Origin of the sequence: Paenibacillus xylanivorans, assembly GCF_001280595.1 — a bacterium.
In the GTDB taxonomy this organism is placed as follows: domain Bacteria; phylum Bacillota; class Bacilli; order Paenibacillales; family Paenibacillaceae; genus Paenibacillus; species Paenibacillus xylanivorans.
In genome coordinates this window covers 215760-240250 of the sequence record NZ_LITU01000065.1, presented here as the reverse complement: position 1 = coordinate 240250, position 24491 = coordinate 215760, and the positions used below count along the sequence as shown (strand labels likewise).

At 45.4% G+C, this 24491-nt stretch carries 19 protein-coding genes; 3 read left to right on the top strand and 16 right to left on the bottom strand.

The features are described 5' to 3' along the window. Window positions 1-28 precede the first annotated feature (28 nt). The gene (locus AMS66_RS18350) at window positions 29-958 is read right to left on the bottom strand and encodes an NAD(P)/FAD-dependent oxidoreductase (RefSeq protein ID WP_053782171.1); all 930 of its coding nucleotides are present in this window, start codon (window positions 956-958) and stop codon (window positions 29-31) included. Window positions 959-1350: 392 nt separating this feature from the next. On the opposite strand from AMS66_RS18350, the gene cyoE reads away from it, so the two are divergent. Beyond that, the gene (gene cyoE, locus AMS66_RS18345; protein ID WP_379436314.1) at window positions 1351-2274 is read left to right on the top strand and encodes a heme o synthase; all 924 of its coding nucleotides are present in this window, start codon (window positions 1351-1353) and stop codon (window positions 2272-2274) included. A gap of 104 nt (window positions 2275-2378) precedes the next feature. Here cyoE and AMS66_RS18340 read toward each other — a convergent pair whose 3' ends face one another. The 4 genes from AMS66_RS18340 to AMS66_RS18325 all read right to left on the bottom strand — a co-directional run bounded on the left by AMS66_RS18340 (window position 2379) and on the right by AMS66_RS18325 (window position 8464). Further along, window positions 2379-4148 carry an ABC transporter ATP-binding protein gene (locus tag AMS66_RS18340; protein WP_053782169.1) on the bottom strand — a complete coding sequence of 590 codons (1770 nt, stop codon included), beginning with the start codon at window positions 4146-4148 and terminating at the stop codon, window positions 2379-2381. Beyond that, a complete protein-coding gene (locus AMS66_RS18335) occupies window positions 4145-5890 on the bottom strand; it encodes an ABC transporter ATP-binding protein (protein ID WP_053782168.1) in 1746 nt (581 codons plus the stop codon). The genes AMS66_RS18340 and AMS66_RS18335 overlap by 4 nt, the downstream gene beginning before the upstream one ends. Window positions 5891-6027: 137 nt before the next feature. Then, a complete protein-coding gene (locus tag AMS66_RS18330; RefSeq protein ID WP_053782167.1) occupies window positions 6028-6759 on the bottom strand; it encodes a Stf0 family sulfotransferase in 732 nt (243 codons plus the stop codon). 484 nt (window positions 6760-7243) lie between these two features. Then, on the bottom strand, window positions 7244-8464 hold the full coding sequence (locus tag AMS66_RS18325) for an MDR family MFS transporter (protein WP_053782166.1): 1221 nt from the start codon (window positions 8462-8464) through the stop codon (window positions 7244-7246). A 147-nt stretch (window positions 8465-8611) separates the two neighbouring features. Between AMS66_RS18325 and AMS66_RS18320 the strand changes: the two genes are divergently transcribed. Beyond that, on the top strand, window positions 8612-10411 hold the full coding sequence (locus AMS66_RS18320; protein ID WP_053782165.1) for an ABC transporter substrate-binding protein: 1800 nt from the start codon (window positions 8612-8614) through the stop codon (window positions 10409-10411). A 22-nt stretch (window positions 10412-10433) separates the two neighbouring features. Here AMS66_RS18320 and AMS66_RS18315 read toward each other — a convergent pair whose 3' ends face one another. The 10 genes from AMS66_RS18315 to uvrA form a co-directional block, all read right to left on the bottom strand. Continuing rightward, complete coding sequence (locus tag AMS66_RS18315) at window positions 10434-11324, bottom strand: SDR family oxidoreductase (protein ID WP_053782164.1); 891 nt, start codon at window positions 11322-11324, stop codon at window positions 10434-10436. A gap of 31 nt (window positions 11325-11355) precedes the next feature. After that, window positions 11356-11835, bottom strand: coding sequence for a hypothetical protein (locus tag AMS66_RS18310; protein ID WP_053782163.1), 480 nt, complete (start codon window positions 11833-11835; stop codon window positions 11356-11358). A gap of 121 nt (window positions 11836-11956) precedes the next feature. Continuing rightward, entirely contained in the window at window positions 11957-12514 is a 558-nt protein-coding gene (locus AMS66_RS18305; RefSeq protein WP_053782162.1) for a MarR family winged helix-turn-helix transcriptional regulator, read from the bottom strand. 230 nt (window positions 12515-12744) lie between these two features. After that, window positions 12745-15381 (bottom strand): PAS domain S-box protein, encoded by a 2637-nt coding sequence (locus AMS66_RS18300; protein ID WP_053782161.1) that lies wholly within the window; start codon window positions 15379-15381, stop codon window positions 12745-12747. Window positions 15382-15592: 211 nt separating this feature from the next. Further along, a complete protein-coding gene (locus AMS66_RS18295) occupies window positions 15593-17977 on the bottom strand; it encodes a polyprenyl synthetase family protein (RefSeq protein WP_053782160.1) in 2385 nt (794 codons plus the stop codon). A gap of 187 nt (window positions 17978-18164) precedes the next feature. Next, a complete protein-coding gene (locus AMS66_RS18290) occupies window positions 18165-18962 on the bottom strand; it encodes a sulfite exporter TauE/SafE family protein (RefSeq protein WP_053782159.1) in 798 nt (265 codons plus the stop codon). A gap of 473 nt (window positions 18963-19435) precedes the next feature. Continuing rightward, window positions 19436-20191 carry an SDR family NAD(P)-dependent oxidoreductase gene (locus AMS66_RS18285; RefSeq protein ID WP_053782158.1) on the bottom strand — a complete coding sequence of 252 codons (756 nt, stop codon included), beginning with the start codon at window positions 20189-20191 and terminating at the stop codon, window positions 19436-19438. A 66-nt stretch (window positions 20192-20257) separates the two neighbouring features. Beyond that, entirely contained in the window at window positions 20258-20416 is a 159-nt protein-coding gene (locus AMS66_RS18280; RefSeq protein WP_201782193.1) for a hypothetical protein, read from the bottom strand. A 32-nt stretch (window positions 20417-20448) separates the two neighbouring features. After that, complete coding sequence (locus AMS66_RS32780; RefSeq protein ID WP_160319706.1) at window positions 20449-20622, bottom strand: hypothetical protein; 174 nt, start codon at window positions 20620-20622, stop codon at window positions 20449-20451. A gap of 26 nt (window positions 20623-20648) precedes the next feature. After that, entirely contained in the window at window positions 20649-23153 is a 2505-nt protein-coding gene (gene uvrA / locus AMS66_RS18275) for an excinuclease ABC subunit UvrA (protein ID WP_053782156.1), read from the bottom strand. Window positions 23154-23305: 152 nt separating this feature from the next. Between uvrA and AMS66_RS18270 the strand changes: the two genes are divergently transcribed. Beyond that, window positions 23306-23800, top strand: coding sequence for a MarR family winged helix-turn-helix transcriptional regulator (locus tag AMS66_RS18270; protein ID WP_053782155.1), 495 nt, complete (start codon window positions 23306-23308; stop codon window positions 23798-23800). Window positions 23801-23977: 177 nt separating this feature from the next. Here the strand turns inward: AMS66_RS18270 and AMS66_RS18265 are convergent, their stop codons facing one another. After that, a complete protein-coding gene (locus AMS66_RS18265; RefSeq protein ID WP_144424529.1) occupies window positions 23978-24448 on the bottom strand; it encodes a DUF6376 family protein in 471 nt (156 codons plus the stop codon). Window positions 24449-24491 lie beyond the last annotated feature (43 nt).

The following is a 24491-nucleotide window of genomic DNA, read 5'->3' as shown; positions in this document are numbered from 1 at the left end:
CTTGGAGATGAAACTGTACACCCTTATCCTATGGGTTTACATGTTTACCACGCTCATCCCAAGCTTCCATATTCAGCTCACTGTTGATCGTTACAGCGGTTAATGCACCAAGGGACGCCGCAGTAATAGCCTGGTACAGCTCCGATGCTGCATCTCCAGCGCTGAACAGACCCGGTACGGTCGTTTTGCCGTATTCATCCACAACGACCGTACCCGCATCCGTAACATCACAGCCTATCGTCTGCGGTAGTTCTGATCCAGCCGTCAGTTTCGGTCCAAAGAAAATCCCTGTGCACGAGATTTTGGTGCCATCCTCCAATACAACCTGCTGTACCATGCCTTCGTTTGATTCAATGGATCGAATCGGAGAGTCCCATACCGGAACTCCATGCTGTTTCAATTCCTCCCGCTGCTCATCCGTTAATTCATCAGGTCCATTTGTGCAAATGGTATACTGGCTTGTCCAGCCGGAGATCGTTTTGGCCATATGAAATGCCTTCGCTCCATTAACAATGATGACAAGCCGTTGATCTCTTAATTCCCAACCATCGCAATAAGGACAGACAAAAGCACTCTTGCCATATACTTCTTTCAACCCGTTAATATCCAGCGGGAGGTCTTTTTTTCCTACTGTGAACAACACTTTCTTCGCACGATAGACTACTCCTTGGGCCGTTGTAACTTGAAAATCACCATCTGTTCCTGTCACTGAGGTCGCTGTGTCCCCTACAAAATGAACGGACGGATAAGCGCTAATCTGTTCCTTCGCAACCTTCCGAAAATCACGTGGACTTGCGCCATCTCTCGTCAGAAAACCGTGTGTTTCACGCGTAACCCAGTTGCGCGGGCGTTCATCATCTATGACCACAACATGTTTGCGAGCTCGTCCTAGTACAAGGGCTGCATTAAGACCTGCTGGCCCTCCGCCTATGATTAATACATCCATCTTTTGATTCATATTTAACAACCTTTCCAGATATTCAATATCCTTTATTATTTCAAAAAAAAGGTCTATCCTGATTGCTTCTTGCCGCTATTCTCTAATAAAAACAATGCAAGAGGAAATCACTTAAATACTATTAAAGACCTCTTATATCTACAATAAAACAATAAAACTCAACATGCAAGAAAAATATTCTTTTCTTGTTATTGCTGCTATTCGGTTTCAATGACCTGTATCACAGAAAATCATTTTTAACAATTAAAAAAAACCTTGTTTTTAAATTGTTCACAATCAAATGACATTATTTTAAATACTAAATCGTTAATTAATTCACATAGTGTATTGAATGCTATAATAAAACCACGAGATATATAAGTATAGATATAGGAAGTGAGTTCTTGAAAACAATGAATAAAGGGTCACGGCCCGAAATCAGCCTGGAGTATACTAGCTCGATTCCGAAAGTATTCTTTGATACGATCAAGATCGGAATTATCAAATCCAATCTGATCGCCATGTTTGCCGGTTTAAGTTTGGCTTTGTATGTATTTGATGCATCCATTTTAGCTAATATTGTACCCATTATCCTCTCTGTCATCGGGTCTTCCCTGATTATCGGAGCGGCCGGGGTGTTTAACAATTTGTATGATCGGGATATCGATGCGATCATGGAACGTACCAAAACACGTCCGACGGTAACAGGTCGTGTAGATACCAAAACAGGATTGATCCTCGGTATTGCCATTACGATTATCGGGGGCATCATGTTGTATATCGCTTCCCCTTCGGCTGCCGTATTCGGCATATTGGGACTGTTGCTGTACGTGTTCCCTTATACCATGTGGACCAAGCGGACAACGGTTTACAATACGGAAGTAGGAAGCCTTTCAGGCGCTGTTCCTCCACTCATCGGTTGGGCAGCCATTTCACCAGAGTTGGGTCATTATGAAATTTGGGCCTTGGTTGTTACCATGCTGTTGTGGCAAATGCCTCACTTCTATGGCATTGCCATCCGGAGATTCGATGAATACAAGGCGGCTGGCGTACCTATGCTTCCTGTCGTAAAAGGAATCAGACGGACGTACATCCAGACGAATGTTTATCTGGTATTGTTGTTATTCTCCAGCTTCTTGTTCTGGCCGATGAGTCCGTTCATTGCCATTGTTGCGTTTCTGGTAAGCTTGGCCTGGCTTATTCTTAGTGTGGCAACCTTCGATAAGAAAGAAACCAAGAAATGGTCACATAAAATGTTTATTTTCTCCATTAACCACATCACGATCATCTTCCTGGTCATCATTGCGTATTCATTGATTGCACAGCTGATCAAATAAAGATTGATCAAATGAGTAATAATAAAAGCCGTACAGATCTTAACTCTTTCGAAAAGAGTTGTCTGTACGGCTTTTTTCATTTGTTATATATCTTATATCTTATCCTATCCCACTTTAACAGGTGTTTGCTCACCTTGCCAAAGCAGCTGCATCTCTTCATTTGTAGCAAGCAAATCTGATAAGCTGCCCTCAGCCTCAATTCGTCCATCCTTCATGACGATGATATGATCCGCCTTGGCAAGTGCTGCTCTGCGGTGAGACACCGCGATACATGTGACATCTGGCTCCTGGAACAAGCCTTCCCAGACCTGTTGCTCGGTCTCCACATCCAGCGCACTGGACAGATCATCGAAGATGAACAGATCCGCTTCCGTCATCAACATGCGTCCGGTTGCCGCGCGCTGAATCTGACCACCCGACAGCATGACACCTCTTGGACCTACGGACGTTTCGAGTCCTTTATCCAGGTTTTGGATATCCTTATCCATAACAGCCAAGCGAATTGCTTTTGCAAGAGCAATCTCTGTACGCCCCTGTTTTCCCTGAACCATATTCTCTTTCAGCGTATCACTGAACAGTCGGGGGACTTGCGGCGTATATGCTGCTCTGGGCGGCATCAGAAAGGTAGCCGGATCAACATCCTTTCCATTCCAGCGAATATGGCCCTCTTGTTTGGGTAGCAGTCCCAGAAGTGTGCGTACCAGAGTTGATTTGCCAGAACCGATCCTACCAGTAATGACCAGAAATTGCCCTCGCTTCACACAGAAGCTGATATCCTGTATTCCATTTGCAGAATGAGGATACTGGTACGACAGATTGCTGATCTCCAGCTCTCTTAGCTTCTCATTGGGATCTCTCTGTTCAGTAGGTAGCTCAGGCGGATCTTCATTCAGATAAGTCTCTCTGAAATCCATGATCCGGTCTTCCTCACCAGGACGAAACAGGGTTCGCATGCGGTCAAAAGATACTTTGAGCCGTTTATGCTGAAACACCATATAGCCAAACAAAGAAATACTAAAGCCAATATTGGCAAGATAACTGGTGAACAAGGCAAAATTACCTACGGTGAAATTACCGGATTTCATCTCGGCCGCACACATCAGGAGAATAAGACCTGTACAGATACTGAGAACATGCTGATTAAGCGATCTCATCCACTGTTTGAACAGATTATCTCGGAGTGCGGCCTGTCGACGTTCTTCATTCAGATTGTTAAAACGAGTAGAAACATGTTCTTCTGCCTGCCCAAGTTTCAGCGCCTGCACAGCTCCAAAGGTCTCGGCAATGAAACTGGTAATTCGCCCTGTCGACTCACGATTGGCTTGAGCATATCGGCGAGCCCGATTACCAGACAAGTTATTAAGCAAAGTTACGATGACCAGAGGCAGTACCGCAACGAGAGTGATTTTCCAGTTGATGTTTGCCATAATGATGATGGATACGATGGCGAACACGAGCCTTCCCCAAAAATCCACCCAGGATTCCACGTACTCAACAACCTCATCCACATCATCCCGAAAGCGACTCATCGCCTCTCCCGGTGAAGCTGGCAGATTGCGTCCTGGCCAGCGCATAATACCGGCGAGCATATTGGTACGCAGAATCGCCTGAATATGGTAGATATACGTAATCCACGCATAGAATGCGGCAAAAAACGTCCCTACTCTTGCTGCTCTGATCAAAGCAATGAAGATCAGTGGAGCCGCCAGCCACATATAATTACTGGACCCCGCCGTTGCTCGATCAAAGAACCACTGCATCCCGATTCCTATTAACAGCGGCAAGGAATGAAATATGCACCATGAAAATCCGTTGATCAAAAATAGAAAAGGCCTGAATCGAAACAAACGGCCTATAAATCCGGTTACATTCACGCCAATTCCTCCTCTCGCCCCGTAAACAGCAATCTGGCATAATGTGACGCCGGATCGCTGGCGAGTTCTTCTCTGGCTCCGAATTCCAGTACCTTGCCATCACCCAGTACCATAATTTGATCGACCTTCTCCAAAGTAGCCAGACGATGTGCAATGATAATTCCGGTACATTGCTTCATCAGTTGGTCAATGGCAGACTGAAGCATGCTCTCAGTTGCGGCATCCAGTCGTGAGGAAGGTTCATCGAGAATGACAAGACTTGGTTCGGTCAGAAATACACGCGTCAAGGCAAATAGTTGAGCTTCCCCTGCGGACAATGAAGAACCACCTGCCTTCAGATGCGTATCCAGTCCTGCGGGCTGTGATTCGATCCAGTGACTTAATCCCAGTCGATCCGTTGTCTCCTTAATGATCTGATCTGAGACGTCCTGGTTGAACAGCGTTAAATTGTCTCGCAGCGTCCCGTCGAACAGCTGTACATCCTGCGTAACCATACCAACCCTGCGGTAGAGTGCAGGCAAGGTAAGGTCTGAAATATCTGTGCCCCCAACACGAATCGTTCCGCTATCCAGATTATACAGGCGCAGAAGCACACGACTGAGACTTGATTTTCCGCTACCAGTACGACCAATGATGCCCAGCCGTTCGCCAGGTTTAATGGCAAAGTTAATATTCTGCAATACAGGTTTATCCTCGTTATAACTGAAGTTCACCTGCTTGAATTCTAGACCAAGTGGCCCTTCTGGCAGCTGATCCTCTCTTCCGTTTTCGATCTCACTGCGCAAAGACAACAGTTCTCTTGACCGAAGCATACCTGATTTCGCCTTCTGAAACTCTTGAACCTGATCGCCCAACATCTCAATCGGATCATTAAGCATCTGTGTGTATTGATATATCAGAAACAGTGTTCCGATGCTGATAATGCCTTGCATGTAGTAATGAACACCGAGCAGAAGTACTGCCGTGACTGCAAGGGCGAACAGAATGACCGTCGTATTCCATGGAATAACCCGAAGCAACCAGGCTTTCCTTCCCTTTTGAAATACAACACGCATCGTACGATAAAAACGATTCATCACATACGGGACATGCCCATTCGCTTGAACATCTTCAATTCCCGCAATACGCTCTTCAATTAATCCGAACAAGGATGCACTCGCTTCCCGCTCATTTTTGGAAGAGTTTACTCCCAGATTCCGAATGAACACCATAAACAGAATCGATAACAATGTAAACACCGTCATGACAATTGCAATCGGTACGTTTACGCTGAACATAAATCCGAGGATTCCGGCAAGCAATACAAAGCTCCCAACCACTTGCACAATGAACATGGCAAAGAAGTTGGAGATACTCGTCACATCACCATCCACCCGTTCTATCATCTCTCCCGGTGTCTTCACATTATGAAACCGCATATCAAGACGCAGACAATGCTTCAGGAGATCTCCCCGTAATCGGTTTGTTGCCCGCCACGCCACATCGTTACCTAGATAACTTACGGCTACTGTAATCAATTGATTTACGAAGGCAACAACCAGAAACAATCCGGCAAGCTGGAACAGGTTAGAAAGGACTCCCCCACTTGCGGCCGTATCAATGAATCGTTTGATAATTTGTGGATTCAGGAGCTGCAGTCCCGTTGACGTTAGCAACATCACCATAAGCAAGGCCAATCGGCCTTTAACGGGTTTTAGATATTGCAGCAGCCAGGACATGGAGCGTTTCTCTGTTTTGGGCATGGCCCCTCACCCCTTCGTATAACATTTCTATTCCATTTTTGCGATTCTAAGCATTTTGGTCCCTCACTAAGATGAATCATACATAATAACAATAAATGCAACATTTCCAACCCGTGGATGAATCTTACCAAGTGTGTTTACCATTTAACATTCTCCCAATCTCTCTGGCATTCTTCCCGAAATCTTTGCACCCATTGTTCGGAAATCTCGTCTGCAATCGGGTCAAAGAACGGGGCTGATACGGTAATACCATCAAATTGAACATCCAAAAACGCTAGCATTTTCATGACGGTCCCTTCGTAATCTGCTATAAAATCCTCATAAACAATCGTCAGCGGCACAATGCCTGACTCGGACAGAAAATCTTCAATTGCTGCTTCGCACATGTTACTCTCCACAAGCAGATGTTTAATCGCATCAAAGTTATATTGATCTGCAATATCTTGTAACTGAGGACTGTCTCCGTGCTTGCGGTGCCATTCACCCGAGACAATGGCTCTCCACCATGACACAGCCAATCTGACTTTGTTGCGACGCGTCATATAAATGTGTTTAGTGCAATTCGGGAAGCCCGTACTCCATACCTCAGCCCGCGATAACTCTGTTGGCAGGCTATAGAGACTGCGGAATGCGTCAATCCATCGTTGTTCAAAATTAATCTTGATTCCGAAGATTCCGTTCGACGTTGTTCCCTGATCCCAGATCTGCTCCAAATCTCCACGCTTTAATGTATCTGGGCTCATACTCTGATAATGCAGCCACTCCCTCGGATATCCTGCGACACCCGTAGAACTTAAGGCTTCACCCAGCAGAGTACTGCCCGTTCGTTGAGAAAACCAGATGGTATAACTTTGAACAGGTCGTTTCATATAGCTGCCTCTCTTTCTCCCCTTAAGGGTTGTTTTCATGCTAAAAAGTACTGCAAATCTCCCTTCCATGTGCAACAGATTGGGTGGAATGCATGCAAAAAAGCCATAGATGAACTAATGTTCATCTACAGCTTGTAACAATAAGAGAACCATATGAAATAAGAAGCGTTTCCGGATTTCTCCACTGCACGCAATAATGATGAGCGTCCACGACAGGGGTGCACAAACATGACTGTCTAGACGCCAATATACAATCCATTGGTTAAGTCACTATGCTCATGCGTATTCAGTTATCGATTCAGAATGCGCCCTGTCTGGAACATGTTCATCTTAACCACCCGTCACACATATTTGTTGTTTATTGTATTCGCTCCACCGTAATCCGTCAAGATAATATTAACTGAATTGTTATTTCCTTCATGACACTGAACATCATATGCCGCTACTTCAACGATCATAACCCAAGTAGGGAATTTCTCTGAGATTAAACCTCAATCTCCCTCTCCCTGATGACAAGGCGCTTATGCGCTATGATAAGAAAAGGCAGTCCGAGTGCAGTGGTCAGTGCCAGAGGTACAAAAATGAACAGGCCATTCCCCGTCCCAAATTGGGTTAACAGCAGCCCTCCCATAATCGGTGCCATGACGCTGCCCAAGTTATTAAATCCAATTGTGCCAAAGTAGGTCCCTTTCCATTCGGGTTTGGCAATACGGTCAATCAGCATATCCATCATGGTGAACATGAGCACTTCCCCAATTGTGAACAGAATGACGCTGATCATCAGGACCATAACGCCTTCAGCGATGCCAAACAGGAACAAACTTGTAGCGACCAGCAGGTTCCCTAGGATGAGCGGCACAACCGGTGGAAATTTGCTGGCAACCCGCACAATCGGGTATTGGACCACAAGCACAGTCAGCGCATTGAGAGAAAGCATGTAGGAATACACTTGACTTCCATGTTCAAAAAGAGGATTCTGCGCCACATACTGTGCCAGGGTCGAGCCAAAATGTCCGTAACCGAGTACGCAAAAGGTAGTCCCGATAAGTACCGGCAAAAATACACGATCGCGGCCAGTGGTAGCCAAGGCATCTCGTAAACGTGGCGCAGTGACCTGAACGTGTTTCGGCAGGGTTCCACGATGCGATTGAAATTGAAGGAACAAAACCAGGCCGTAAACAATATATACCATCCCAGAGATCATAAACGGAAACGTAGATTGCGCTGATCCAAGCTGAAGACCGATAATGGGCCCGAACACCACACCCAGATTAATGGCTGCATATCTGAGATTGAAGACAAGCAGCTTATTTTGCGGTGGAGTAATATCCGATAGAAGTGCACGTGACGTGGGCTCAAACACGGCGCGGCATAGTCCGTTTAACGTATTGGCCACAAAAAATACCCACAGATGCTCAGCTGCTGAAAAGATGAAGAAAACACATGCCCAGCCAAATACGGAGACCATCATGACTATTTTGCGGCCAATTCGATCTGAAATGTAACCTCCGTAAAAGCTGACCATTACCCCCGCCAGAGAACTGACCGCGACGGTAACCCCAGTCTGTGTTGGTGTGGCTCCCAGTACCTGGGTCAGATAAATGGATAAAAATGGGATGCTCATCGACGTGACGAGACGTCCAAACATGGTTCCAATAATGATGGTCCAGGCTAAAGGGTGAATCTGCCGTAAATGTTGCTTCATTGCGCATGGTTCTCCTGTTCTTGTTGTTTTGTCTTAGTGGGGCTGTCTTTCCCTGTCTCTTTATGTATAATTGTATCGATCAAAGGGGGAAATAAAAGTGTAAGATTGTAATAACACTTTTCACCTTTTATGAAGGAGCACTTAAACATGGATACCACAACAACCCATTATGTACGTCTTGCAACAGCAAAAGAACTATCTCTTAAACTTCATGAACCGGTTCCAGTAACCATCGATAGCCTTTCCGCTGCCTTATGCTGCACCCCCCGCAACGTGAAGTTTATTCTGCGCAAGCTGGAGGAACAAGGCTTCATTCATTGGCATCCTGGGCGCGGCCGGGGACATCATTCTGAGATGACGTTGCTGCGCAGTGTGAATGAATCGCTGGAAAATCACTTGCGGGAACTGATTGGGAGAGGCAAAATCAAGGAAGCGATCGAGCTAATCGGAAATGTTGACATCAATGAAACACTTCAGGAACAATTGCTGCGATCACTTAACAAGCATATGGGATTCCATAGTCATGTCGAAACTGCCTCTGGTCAGGATGTGCTGCGCATGATGAGATCACGCAGACAAGGCAATCTGGACCCTGCTTTTGTTTATACAGCTTTTGAAACCTACCTGCTCGGTCAGGTCGGCAATACATTGGTCACTTATGATGCTAAATCCAATTCATTCCAGCCCGATTTGGCGCATATGTGGGAATGCAGCGAAGATCACACCGTATGGATCTTCTATCTCCGTAAAGGGGTGCGTTTCCACCATGGACGTGTAATGACATCCAAGGACGTACAAGCCACATTACAGCGATTGCATGGTGTGCACAGCCCGTCCATCTGGTTATATCGGGATATTGAACGTGCCGAAATCACTGGCGATTACTGTATCCGGTTTAAACTCAGTCGGCCGAACCGCTTCTTTTTGCATCTGTTTAGCTGTATACGAATGACCATTCTGCCCTACGATATGGATGTCTACGAACGGCTGATTGGCACCGGACCTTTTCAGATTACGAAGATTAATGAGGATGTGCTGGAGCTTGGCGCATTCGAAGCTTATTACGGTATTCGTCCCCATCTCGACCAAGTCCATATCTGGTTTGTTCCCGATTTGGGCCCGAATGATCGGTACTATGAACTTCCTGGAACATCTCGGCTGAAGCTCCCATCAACCGATTTTAATACAAACAGCATCAATTATCCTGCGCTCGGGTGCCAGTATATGCTCTTCAATTTTCGTAAGGAAGGCATCCACCATCATCCGAAATTTCGCCAAGCGCTGAGGATGGTATATGACTCCGTGGCACTTGTGAAGGATCTGGGCGGTAATCGAATTACACCCGCAGGCAGCTTCTTGCCATGGAAAAGTGAAATACAGGACTGGACAGAATCCTCGCTTGAACACGCCCGTGAGTTGCTATACAGCAGTGGATACCAAGGTGAAACCATTGCATTATCGTACACTTTGAACAAAGATTCAAAAGCTGCGGAGTGGCTTCAGCGGCGTGCACAAGTCATTGGCCTGCGCCTTGCCATGTGTCCCTGCGAAGATAATATTCATTTTGGAGAAACGATGAATGCCGAATTGATCATGGCTGAAGAGATTCTGGAGGAAGATTGGCAATATGGCATGATTCACTTTTTCAAAAACCTGTCCAATCATTTTCATATGTGCATGACTCCTGATCTGCAATCTATACTGGATCAAAAACTGGATCATTTCGCCCAGCTACCCAGCATAGAACGTGCAGAGCTATTAGATGAAGCTGAGGAAATGCTGCGAGAAAACAACTGGATTTTGCACGGTTGTCACATGAACAAGCGCGCTCAACTCGATCAGAGCATCTTCGGCATGCAAACCGCCGAATTTGGTTATATGGATATCTCTCAATTATGGATCAAAATCAGCAGTGAGGTTTGTTTTGCATCAAAAGAATCCCCCTAAAGAATTATTAGGGGGATTCTCCTTATTTCATTGCATGGTTATAGCCTCGGTTAAATGCATCCCGATACTCTTCCAGAAATGCATCGAGCGAGCGAGGCTCTCTGCCAAGCAAGCGTCGAACGGTATCTGTCGGCTTCTCTGACACAACGGTAGACATCGTCTGGATTTCCACAACGTGGTCTGCGAGCCAAGAAGGCATCTGTCCATGTTCGATCAAATCAGTTCGCAACGCCTCAGGTTTGAGGTTAAAGAATTCGATCGGTCGATTGAGCAGGATGGACAATTTATCTGCAATCTGTGGATAGGTGAACGTTTCGGAACCCGTCAACGTATAAATGCTGTTAACCGACTTGAACCGTGTCATTACTTCTGCGGCAATATCTGCGATGTCCCGGCAATCGATGAAGTTGCACGGTGAATCTCCAATACAGCCGAAGAACATATCCTGGGTTGTTATGGTTGGTGCGAGACGCAGCAAATTTTGCATGAACGCATAAGGTCGCAATATTGTATACGTAATTCCTGATGTCACGAGAGCTTGCTCGATATCGGCATGCCATTTTGCTACAGCTACAGGTGAACGTTCCTCATAAGCTGGACTGGATATTTTGACGACATGCTTCACTCCCTCTTGCGCAGCTATCTGAATAATGGATGTCTCTAATTCCACTTGTCTGGGATTGTTGGATAACGCAAGGAATAGTTGGCTGGCACCCGCCAAAGCTCTGCGCATCGATTCAGGATCATTCGCATCGGCAATACAAAGTTCAACACTGGAAAATGCCAAGTCCACGATTTGTTGACGAAGCTGATCCGGCTCTCTGCTTATTGCCCGAACGGGAACGCCGCCCTCCATCAAACGTCTCAAAAGTGCATTTCCAATCATACCTGTTGCTCCAATAATAGTAATCATGTTTTCATATCTCCTTCTCAAGTGAATTCATTTATTTTGTAAAGGAAGCTCTCCAACGCCAGGTCATGATCGTGCAGGCTAATGCACCGGACAGGGGAAAATCGAACCCGATATAATCCAGCCAAGTCCATGAAAGACTCGGGTTTACGATATGCAGCACGTTGGAAATCCCCCACGAGGCCATAAGGCCAAGCATTGCGCCTGCAAGTGCAAAGCAACCCACGACGATCACACGAGGCGTTTTCACCATCCAGCGTGTACGGCTCCCACGTTTACGCAGCCAGAGTCCAATCCATAGAGCCATCAGCAGGGACGCCCCTCCAATCGTTGTTAGGGCTCGTAACTGAAGCACTTTATCAGCGGTAACGATTCCCCCGATGCTTGCCATAATGGCAGGCGATAAGTAAGCTGGGATTAATTCTCGCCATAACACAAACGGTTTTTGGCGTGGCTGTGCGGATCGAACAGCATAACTTTCCTCTGATCGAATGGGGTCTTTTTGGTTAAACATATCACTACTCCTTTTATTTGAAACTACACCCTATTGTTACACTATATAATTAGGAGCCTAACTATATGGTGATGAAAATGGGCTAGCTGATCTAGCCCGTTTCACCTTTCTTGCTATGCTCCTAGGATTTGGGTTCAGAGAGGTCAATTGACTCATCTGTAAGTGCCGAGATGCCTTGGGTTACACGCCCCAGCAGATCGAGAAACACACTCCGTTCCTCAATTGTAAGCAAGCCGACCATCGCTTCCAATCTGGCAAAATGCTCCGAAGCCATATCCGTCAGCTTTTTGGCGCCTTTGGCTGTCAAGATGACTGACTTCTGACGGCCATCGACGGAACTCGTCCGACGAGCGACCAGTCCGTCGCGTTCGAGAATCTCTATTAGACCAGTTACGGTTGCACGAGTAACGCCCAGATTTTCCGCGAGTTGCGAGGGCAGCTCTTCGCCATCGTTATCCTCTAGATCTGCTAACAGACGATAACGACCTGTCGATAAACCAAATCTGGAGAAGTGAATTTCCGCAGCATGCCCAAGCTTGGCTCCCGCTACCATCAGCCTGGATGCGACAAGCACGGCTTGTGCATCAACATCTAATTGATAGCGATCAACCTGTCGCTTCGTTTGTACTAACGAGGGGATGAGATACATGTCATTTGTTTCTTTATTATGGTTGGTCATAGATATAGTATGGCGCCTAACTATATATTTGTCAACTTTTATTCAGCGCTTTCTATCCACTCCGATTTCCGTCTAACGTTAAAGAGCCGTTGACTTATCACAAGGATAAGTCAACGGCTCTTTTGCCAAACAAAAGGTAATCCGTTCATACACATAAAGAAATCTTAAACCATGGGTATGTCTGTAATGGTACATACTATATATTCTCCATTGTCATGTTCGTTTGCAAATCACAAACGATTCTTTTGTTTCTTTGTTTTGTAAAACTCCTCCATCACTTGCATAATGGATTCACTTTTAATTGGTTTGCTTACATACGCATCCATTCCAGCCTTTAGACATTTGTCCATATCCCCTCTAACCGCGTTCGCAGTAACCGCAACAATGTAAGGGCATGCGCCCGGTTGCAATGATTCTTTAATGGCTTTGGTCGCTTCGAATCCGTTCAGTCGAGGCATGTGTACATCCATAAACACAATATCGTACGCACTTCGTTTGACAGCTTCCACAGCTTCTACACCGTTCACCACATAATCCACAAGATGTCCTTTCTTCTCAATCATTCGGCGCAGAACAAGTTGGTTCACTTCATTGTCTTCCGCGATTAAAATTCGCAATAGATCCGTCTTATTCTTTTTCTGTTGAAGATCGTAACTGTTGATTTCCTCGATGTTACTGGTTTTAAACGAAACTGTAAATACAAATGTGGTCCCTGGATCATTGGATTCTTCAATCCAGATATCTCCCTCCATGAGCTCTATAAGCTTCTTGCTGATAGCCAGTCCAAGGCCAGTACCTTGAGGCTTGCGAGTCATGAAGTTCTCCAATTGGTAGAAGGCTTCAAATAAATGCTCTCTCTTCTCCGCTGGGATTCCAATCCCCGTATCCTTCACTTTGAATTGAAATTGAACATCATTATGTTTTTGTCCGATCACTTTCACCTCAATTTCAACACTGCCTTCTAAGGTGAACTTCACAGCATTCCCAATGATGTTGGTGAGGACCTGTTTTAGACGGTAAGCATCCCCAAATACGGGAATAGGGATCGCGTCATCCAGGTCTAGACGAAGATCCAGCTGTTTCTCCCGAATCATTGGCGTTACGATATCAACCGTCTCGGTCACGATTCCCCTGAGATCAAAGGGCTCATCCATCAGATCGGTTTTACCGGACTCTATCTTGGAAAAGTCCAGGATATCATTGATAATCGCAAGCAACGAATCTCCGCTCCTTTGGATGATTTCAATGTATTCCTTTTGTTCTCCGCTAAGTCCAGGCGTATCCAGAAGCAAATCCGTCATCCCGATCACTCCGTTCATGGGTGTACGGATTTCATGGCTCATCATCGCCAAAAACTCACTTTTTGCCTTATTCATTCGTTCGGCCGTTTCTTTGGCTACAAGAAGCTTTTTCTGTTCTGTAATATCCTTCGCAATCAGGTAGAAGCCTACGTTTTTTTCATTAATAATGATAGGAGCAAGGGTTGCCAACACTTCTGTCTCATAACCATCTGTGTGCTGAATGGCGTTGATCTCTTTTTCAGCCATCTCATAGTGGCTATTGAGGATAAGTCCGAGATTAAACGATCCGATAAATTTGCATATGCTTGTTCCGATCATTTCCGTAACCGGGCATCCTGTTATCTTCACGGCTACCGGATTAGCATTTATAATATCGCCGTTCATGTCAAAAGAAATGATGGCATCATGATTATATTTTTTGAGTGAAGTATAGCGTTCCACCGATTCCTGAAGCTTGAATTCGACAAGTTTACGTTGGGTGATATCCTGCAATGTTCCGTTTAACTGTATCGGTTGATGATATTCATCATAGGTGATTAACCCTCGCAGATGAAGATACTTTTCATTGCCGCCAGTACCCAGATGCCGATATTCAAAATCAAGCGGTTCTCCTTTTTTCACCCATTCAATACATTCCTTCAACCGCTGCTCCTCTGACGGCTCCATGAATGTAAAGATATCGCTCGCCTTATAAGGCTTATTGTTGTCTATTTCAAAAATCTCAAATATCTGATCGGACATTGAAATATGGTCATTGACCATGTCCCATTCCCAACTACCGATCATGGCTATGCGTTCAGCTTCCGCACTAATTTCCTCATGTTTCTTTCTCTCCGTTATATCTCGACCAACCGCAAGAATTTGTTGTTCATGCTTGGAGTCTCCGATAACCTTATATGTGGTTTCAAACCAAAGATAGTGCCCATCTTTATGGCGAACCCTTATGTTTAACAGATTACCTGTGTTCAAGTCCATCTTCGAGATACGTTCCATATCTTGTTGATGGAAATACGCGTTATTGTTTTTCCCAACCACTTCTTCTAACGAATAACCGAGCAGCGTGTTGATTGAGGGAGAACAGTAGCGACAAATACCATCAAAGGTGGCGATATATATGATTTCCTGTGCGTTGTCTGAAATGAGCTTGAACATCTCTTCACTGTGAAGAAGCTTTTGTTCGGATGTTTTACGATCCGAAATATCCACAGCGTGGCAAATAAAATAAAGAGGCTCATCCGTTATTTCGTCCCGAGCCAATGATATATGTAACGCAACCCATAACACGTCACCATTTTTTTGGATGTAACGCTTTTCGTATTTAAGCTCCCTCGATTTACCTTCAAACAGGTCGCGCTCATAGATCGAATCTAGTGCACAATCATCGGGATGAGTAAGGTCCTGGTAATTGAGAAGCATTAATTCTTCAGTTGTATAACCTAGCATACAGCAAAAAGCAGGATTCACTTTCATCCAATGTCCTGTCGGAGCAAGGAGTGCAATCCCAATAGGTGCTTGATTATAAATCTGTTCAAACAATTCGTGATGATCGACCTTTTGAACCTGCATCTTAAGCTCTCCTTTTATTGTATAAACTCCAAGTTATTAAAACACAATAATTGCTTAATACCCCGTATTTCAATTGTTGAAACTTCTCATTTTCTAAAGATTTATGTCATTGAGGCAAAACAAGACCTGGATTCTATAAGTATCGAATCCAGGCAATTGTCGTTTAATTTATTATAACCCATGTGAAGCATGGATTGGTCAGAAAAAAATGTCACCGCTCCCGTCCAATGATGTAATCCAACAGATGCCTCAGAAAAGAAATCGGCTTTGGCATTTCGTTCAGCGCATCGGTTGCGAGACAGTAGTGCTCCCACATCTCTTTCTTCGCGCCATCTTCACCCAGAATGGATACAAAGGTTGAGCTATTGTTCCGCACATCCTGACCTGCCGGCTTACCGAGTACCCTATGATCCCCTTCCAGGTCCAGCAGGTCATCCTTAATTTGAAAAGCGATACCCGCATGATACGCAAACTTCTTTAAGGAGGCAATCTCCACGCCCTTCACCTGAGCCAGAATGGCTGGCATCACAAGTGCAGCCTCGAAAGCAATGCCTGTTTTGTAGAAACAGATCATGTTCAATTGTTCTAGGGTCAGCGTTTTTCCTTTGGCATTCAGATCCATCGCCTGTCCCATACACATATCTTCTGCTTTCTCAGCCGAATATTGAATCAGGGTAAGCACGGTTGCGGCATCAAACTGATTGAGGGAGGATTGCTCGCCAATGGCTTTTTGGATGAGAAATAAACCTGTCAATTCTGCTGTTGCGCTGTTGTGCACCTGATGCAAGGTGGAACGACCTCGCCGGGTCGAAGCATTATCCTGGGTCGGCAGATCATCAAAGATCAGCGAAGCCGTATGCATGTATTCCAGTGATCTCAGAAGAGGGATGATAGATGATTCATGCAGACCATATTCACGCACACCCATCACCCAGGTTAGGATCGGCCTTAGCCGCTTCCCATCTCCTTGCAGACTGTAATTCGCTGCATCAATAAGTATGCCTTTCATCTCTGGAAGTCCGCCCGGCTTGGATATCTGTAATTCAATATTGATCTGTTCACGAACCGTGCGAATGGTATCCAGAAAATCCTGTTTTTCCTGCTTGTCATTCTGCAGTTGCATGATGACCTGATCCCGCAGCAACTTATCCAGGAAATCCACATCATCGGCTTTTCGCACCATTTGCTGAATTAGGCGATTGAATTCCGGTTGTCCTGAGGCAAAGGTGTTCATCACTTCATTGTATTGTTCTTGACCCAAACGCTCTTTACAACGCTTAAGTCCATTAATAGCTCGATCCAGTATGACCTCACGGGTCTTCGCATCCGAATGGTACACCTCATGAATCAGATAAGAGATAACCGCCCAGTATAGTTCATACGGATTGATCAGATCCGGCCGCAGGTCACGATACTTCAGATAGTAAGTATACGGAGTCACTGCTCCCTCCTCCATATCGTCAAACATATCAGCGAAATCGTCCGCGAGCTGATTATATATGCCATAGTAGAACGTCCGCAGATCAAAACCTTCATCCGCCGATGCACTGAGTACGGAACGAACAATGAGTCTTGAAGATGAGGATTTAATAATAATCGGGATATAGAGTTCTTCATTGGAATAATTCGCGTTCGACAGTTTCTTGGCCCGGTCTATTTCCTGGGACTGAAAGAATACATAGGATTGCTCGAAGAACGTACGCTGCGTTTCAGGGCGCTGGTAGTTCTTGATATACTCGAACGCCTCCCGCAGCTCGGCATGAACATATTGAATGACTTTGAGGTTGGCTCCCTTCCATTCGCCGATATCCGGCACGATCCCGGTGAGAAGCGCATTCCGAATCAAGAGAGAATACTGTTCCTTCTCTTGTGCAGTCAACGCCTGCGAATCAAGCAGGTCATCAATAAACGGATAGGTCAGTCCGTAAGAATAACCAAGCCGAATTGCAGCGTCCAGCCTCTCGGAACGTTCTGCCTGGGGAGTCTCATCATTCATATCATCGTTCACATGCAGAACCACGCCGAGGATAATCTTGAGCAGCTTGCGCTGCGCCTGTTCTGCGTCCAGTTCTTTGGGGATATTGGAAGCGACATGTTTTAATTTGTTAATCACCCAAATGACTGCCGTTTCCACATTCTCCTTCTGAGCCCACCGATATAAGGCAGCCAGACTGATATAATCCGGTTGTTCCTTGCTATGGGTCGTGTTCGAACGCATAAAGTATGCTTTGGTATCCTGAACGACGCGCTGAATGCGCTTCTGTGTCTCTGAAGAATCCAGCGCTTTCCCCAGATCACGCATATAAATGTACGAAATACTGCGATCCAGGTAATCATCCAGTTTGCCTGTAACATTCAGCCAATGGATATATCTATGAGCATCCCGGGATTCCGGTTTTCTTTGACGTGGGGATAAAAAAGATAACCATGAAAAAGGTTGAATATGTTTTTTCTGCCATAAGTGAATATCTTGCGTAAGCACAATGGTATACGTATTATCCAGAAGTTGTTCATGAAGAGAAGTAAAATACTGAGCGGCCTTCTGCTCAGCCAACCGATATCCTGTATCAGCCTGATCTGTGAGTACGTTATTCATAGGGTGGATACCTCAACTTCTCATAATGTTAAACATGTATCCATGAAAGGAGTTTGAGGGTGCTCCATGGACGAAAACTGGTGAATTCATGCAACAACAAATTCGCCAGCTCATGTTCATAACCTTTATACGGCATTCCATCCGTTTGGTTACGAAATCGTCATGGACGCTTCAATCCTATGTGTTTTCACAAAATGGAAGACCATACCTTCACTGCTGTAATGGCGATAAGAACCATCAGTCCGTACCGAAGCAGTCTCACATTAATCATCGAACTGACTTTGGAACCGAGAGAAGCTCCAAGCAAACTCCCGATAACCGTATAAATGATGGGCTCCAGTGGGATGTCTCCGCCCAGAATCTTCCCCAGTACTCCACCGATTGCAGAGATGAACACAATCGCCAGCGAAGAAGCAATAGTCGTCCGGGTAGGGATCTTAAGCACAGTAAGCATGATTGGAATTAATATAAAAGCACCGCCCGCACCGACAATTCCCGAGACGATCCCCACAGCAAGAGCCGCTCCGGCCGCAACATAGGTGTTAAACACCAATTGTCCACCCGAGCCTTCCGTTCCCTTACCAGGAATCAGCATGAGCACAATCGCGATAATGGCCAGAATGCCATAGATCAGATTGATGACTTCTCCATTCAGATGACTGGATATGAAGCCACCGATCAGACTCCCAACAAGAATACTGGAGCCCATGTAAGCCACCAGGCCTTTATGAATGAGAACGTCGCTCTTTTTTCCATTCCTTGTTCTCCTAATGTAGGCGATCACACCAGCGAGTGAGGCAAAAAACACCTGAAACATGCTGATAGACGAAACCTCGTGTGCCGAGAACGGCTCCAGCCCCATAAGAGAAGGTACATACAATAACAGCGGATAATTAATTATGGCTCCACCAATACCCAACAAACCGGAGAAGAAGGAACCGACCAGACCCAGTATAAACATGATGATAAAAAGCAGAGTATCCATCGGTTTTTCTTCCTTTCTTGCGGTGTAAAAATAATGCAAAAAACAGTATACGCAGTTAAAATAATCGGCTATAATTAAAACCAAGTAAATTAATCCGAAATGAGTGATTAAGCATGTTTAACGTGTTGAAGACTCTTTTTGAAAATAAATGCCCGCTATGCAACGAAAAATTACAAGTTCATAGTGATGCTTTATGTGCTACAAAAACATGCTCCCAATGTCACTACAAAGAAGAGAGCTATGGCTCTCTCGGTGTGCGTATTGTCTATGACACCACAAAATGATAAAAGACGCATGCCTGCTTATTGTATCATGATCTCTGAACTACCGGGATGACTATATAGAATTATTTTCATAATAAATACACTTCTTATATTGGATACAAAAAAAAACGGTGCAGAACGATTTATTCGTTCCGCACCGTTTTTTTTGTATTTTTCGGAGACAGACTGGACTGGCTTACAGCTCAAATCTTATTTTGTTTTGAAGCTAAGGAATCCGTCATCTACTGCAACCGTTGTACCATTCACTGCACTGGCAGCGTCACTGAACAGGAAGGTTACAACACTCGCAACTTTCTCCGGCTGAATGAGCTCTCCACGCATATGTTGGGTGGCAAGTGCATCCTTCATCGCTCTGTCATCTCCCAGAATCGGTGTTTCAATAAAGCCTGGCGCTACACCAACCACACGAATGCCATGCTCGGCAAGTTCCAGGGCACCGGATTTGGACATCATCACGACAGCTGCCTTGGCTGCATTGTAGTTAAAGCTTCCCACAGCAGCAATGCTGCCATAGATCGAAGCTGTATTTACAATGGTCCCTTGTACATTCAATTCAACCATTTTCTTCGCGCCATAATACATGCCGTAATACACACTGTGCTGGTCAACATCGATTACTTTGTGATAAGATTCCGGGTCCATCTCCAGAAATGGCTTCACAAGTCCAATGCCCGCGTTGTTGAAAATGCCGTTCAATGTTCCGTATTTCTCTACGGTCCAGTCGATCAGGACTTTGATCTCATCCCCTTTGGACACGTCCACTTTGTATGCTCCGGCTGTGCCGCCACCTGCTTCAATCTCAGATGCAAGCTTTTTGGCACCCTCTTCGTTATAGTCTGCTATGACAATCGTTGCACCCAGATCCGAAAGTTGAAGCGCTGTTTCTTTACCAATACCACTCGCTCCGCCCGTAATAATAATTACTTTTCCATTTTGTTCAGACATCACGCAGGTCTCCTTTGATAAGAATATATTGTCATATCCAGCACACAAATCCATTACATAGTCTTGCTAGTGTGAGGCTAAATATTCATCCGACTTGGAAGCAGGGTCGAATTTTTCCTTGCTCATAAACCACGCAGCTAACAGAGCAATAACGGCGGGAATGATCGCCCAGACAAACGTATGAACGATGGATGAGGACAATGCTTCTGTAATCTGCTCCAACATTGGCGCCGGAATATCAGCACGTGTGTCCGGTTTTAAGACCAGGCTGGGATCGCACAGATCCACCCACCACCGTGCTCACTGCCATTGCCATTGCCAAAAAAGGAGACCAATTCACTTGCAAATACGTGACTTTGTACGATACCAAATACCGTGATTCCCAACGTCATGCCGAGTTCCCTGTTGAAGTTGAGTGTGCTTTTTACCATGATTACGTTTCCCTTATCCGTTCTGATTAAAGCCCCTCGGCTAATATGCGCTTCAAAAATTGTCCTGTATGGGAGTCCCTGACCTCTGCCACCTGCTCCGGCGTACCTTCGGCTACCAGCTCGCCACCCTCAGCACCGCCTTCTGGACCAATGTCAATAACCCAATCGGATTCCCGAATCAATTCCAGACTGTGCTCTACAACGACAACGGTATTCCCCGACTCAACTAGCTTATCCAGTAAAATATGGAGTTGCTTAATGTCTGACGGATGAAGGCCAGTTGTTGGCTCATCCAACAGATAGAGCGTGTGTTTTTTGGTTTTTTTACTCAGTTCTTTTGCCAGCCTAATCCGCTGACCCTCACCACCTGACAATGTTTTGACGGATTGACCCCATTGGAGGTAACCAAGTCCAACTTCACATAACATCTCGACGAGATCGGCGATTTTGGTCTGACTTTTCAGGACAGGCAAACTTTCGGCCACTGACATATTCAGTACATCGGATATCGAGAAGCCTTCGTATTGAACCTGTAACACCTCATCCATGAACCGTCTGCCCTTACAGTCATGACAAGTTACCTCCAGATCAGGCAGGAAGTTCATGTCTACAGACAATACCCCCAGACCCTGACAGGTTTCACAGCGCCCTCCGGGTGTATTGAACGAGAAATGCTTCGCAGTTAGCTTACGTGCCTTGGCATCTGGTAAACCAGCGAACAGCTGACGCAGGTGTGTAAATACGTCGGTGTAGGTGGCAACATTCGAACGCTGCATTCTGCCCATCGGCGTTTGGTCAAAAATAACGATATCACCGACGTGCTCCATGCCTGTCATCTCTTCACAGCCTGATGGTTTCTGGTCTGACTCCATCCCCTGTGCGAGGATATCAAATACAAGCGTAGATTTGCCGGACCCTGAAACACCCGTTACGGAGATCAGCGTGCCTAATGGAAAAGATACAACCGGAATATCAATGTTCCGCAAATGCGCTCCCCGAATGACAAGATGCTGCCCCGTACCTGCTCTTCGGTTATAAGTGGGACTAGCTACAGATTCATTTCTCAGATAGGCTCCCGTAACCGAAAGCTCACTTGTCATTAAATCCTCTAGGCTCCCTTCACCGACAACCATCCCTCCATTGAGTCCAGCACCAGGTCCAATGTCGATCACATGATTGGCAGCACGCATCATCTCAATATCGTGTTCAATGACAAGGATCGTATTGCCCAGATCGCGAAGCTCCTGAAGTACGCGAATCAGGCCAATGGTATCTTTCGGATGAAGCCCTGTCGTCGGTTCGTCCAAAATATACAATACGCCCGTTAAACCGGAACCCAGAAGCGATGCAAGTCGTAATCGCTGGGCTTCACCACCAGATAAGGTTACCGTTTGACGATCCATGGAGAGATAACCCAGTCCAACATCCATAATGCGTTTCAACTTGGTGGGCAGATCATGAAGGATTGGATCAAGCAGGTGGTGTGCCTCGGGTGAGATCACCTCTTGTAGTCCTACCGTCCATTCCAGCACTTTACTGAATGACCAGTTGGTGACGTCGGAGATGGATGCGTCAGCTACGCTTACCGAGAGGACTTCTTTTTTCAAACGAGCTCCCTGACATTCGGGACACTTTTGTTGATGAAAAAAACGTCCGTCTTTTTCCGTTCCACCACCTTCTCCTTCCTTTTCCTTATAACGTCGCCACAACCCGGGAATCACACCTTCGAACTTGGTTCCCTGGATGGGCTTGATATTCGGGTAATGCTGTTTGAATTCTTCGCTATCGACGCCGTAATACAGCAAATCCCGCTCGATTTCACCAAGCTCCTTCAACGGACGATCCGGATCGAATCCGAATCCAAAATGCTTTCCAGCTGCAACCAGAATTCGGATCTGGATATCCCGATGCACACCATTTAACGAAGCTACACCTCCATCCCGCACACTAAGCTCCGGATTGAATACAGCCGCTTCGTTGATTGACGCCACATGACCAAGACCGCTGCACGCTTCACAGGCACCCTCCGGTTTGTTGAACGAAAAGTGTGACATGCCCAGCTTCTCAAGTACGGCATTGCAATGTGGGCAATTAATTGTTTGATGACTCATGTATTCGTCTTCCTCGGTTAGATGACCAGCCGCTTCCCACGTTGGAGAAATGGTGCCGCTACAGGATGGACATATACGCTCTCCAAGTCTGGAAAAAATGAAACGGACATAAGTGTAAATGTCTGTCCCCGTTCCTACCGTAGAGCGTGGATTCCGGTTGGTAATGTGCTGTCCTACGCTGATGGATGGAGAAAGACCTGTGATAGACTCCACCTTTGGTTTGCTGATCGAATCCGATGTTAATCCCATTGATTCCATGTATTGTCTCTGGCATTCTCGCTGAAGGGTATCCATTGCCAGTGTGGATTTTCCGGAGCCGGATGGACCTGTTAGAACAACCAGCTTATACTTCGGAATCGAAAGTGAAATATTCTTCAGGTTATTCTCCCGTGCACCTTTAATCATTATGCTGTCTCTCAAAACCGATCGTCCCCTTTGCAAATAAGTACAGAGTTCGTTAAAATAAGTTGAATTTAATCATACGTCGATCTAGTATCTCCAAAATCAATTATCTTGTTAATCTAATATCTTGATAATCAAGATATATGTCATCTTAAGAGGAGGTTTATTTTTTGTCAACTGAAAAACACAAGCAACCTACAGAAATGCAGGAAATTTTAACCTTGCGAATGCGGAGCCTTGGTACCCGAACCGTGTTGTATCAGCAGCATGTGGCTGCTTCTTTGGGCTTGTACAATAACGATTTCATATCGGTGGATATCCTGCGTGAGAAAGGTCCAATCACTGCAGGCGAGCTGTCAAAACTTACCGGCCTGGCCACAGGAAGTGTCACGACATTAATAGACAGGCTTGAGAAGAACGGTTTTGTGCGCCGGGAAAATGACCCCAATGACCGCCGCAAAGTCATCATTGTGCCTTTGTACGAAAACAAGGAAGAGGTCAGCAGCACATACCTCACTCTTCATGCGGCTATGGTTAATCTAGCTTCCATATACACAGAGGAAGAGCTGGAGCTTATTACAGGGTTTCTGAGTAAAGCAGGAAACGTTCTGGATGAACAGATTGAAGATTTAAGCTCCAAAATTCGTGGCAAATCTTCCTCCTGAACACGTTTAAGCAAAGAATCTAATACATGTAAAAAGTATTTGAAAGATAAAACAATACGAAAAAGGACGATATTCCCGAAAGGTAAAAAACACTTCGGTATATCGTCCTTTTTTAGGATGACACAGATATAGCTTACAAATGACTATAACTGGAGCTGTAACAGTTGCTTCAATTCTTCAATTATTTCCAAGCCCGCTTAACGGATCTTTTAAACCATTAATATTGGTGATTAATTCGGGAATTCCTGTCTTCTCCCAGTTTTCTGCCGTAAAGCCCTGCTCTGCAAGCGTGTTCTCGAATTGACCCACTACTTCGGTTAATTGATTATTATAACTGACCAGATTCTCATGAATGCTTTCACCTATGGCTGGTGCTGTGAGCTGAGAGAATTCACTTGCTTCCGCCTGAATCTGATCAATTTTCTCCTGAACCTGAGTTGTCAATTCCGGGTTGTTCATCGCTCCTGAAGCGAGTTGCTGCAATTCAGTGCCAGCGCTTGATACTTGCTCTATATATTCAGTAGCCCCACTAACGTAATTCAAACTCTGATTCGCTTGCTCCACGACGGAACAGGCTGAGATCACTAGAATACTTGACGCAATGAGGCCTGTCATCATCCATGCTTGCTTTCTTTTCCATTTAATCACAATCATCTCCCCTACTCAAAATTAGAGTATTCCTCCAAAATCC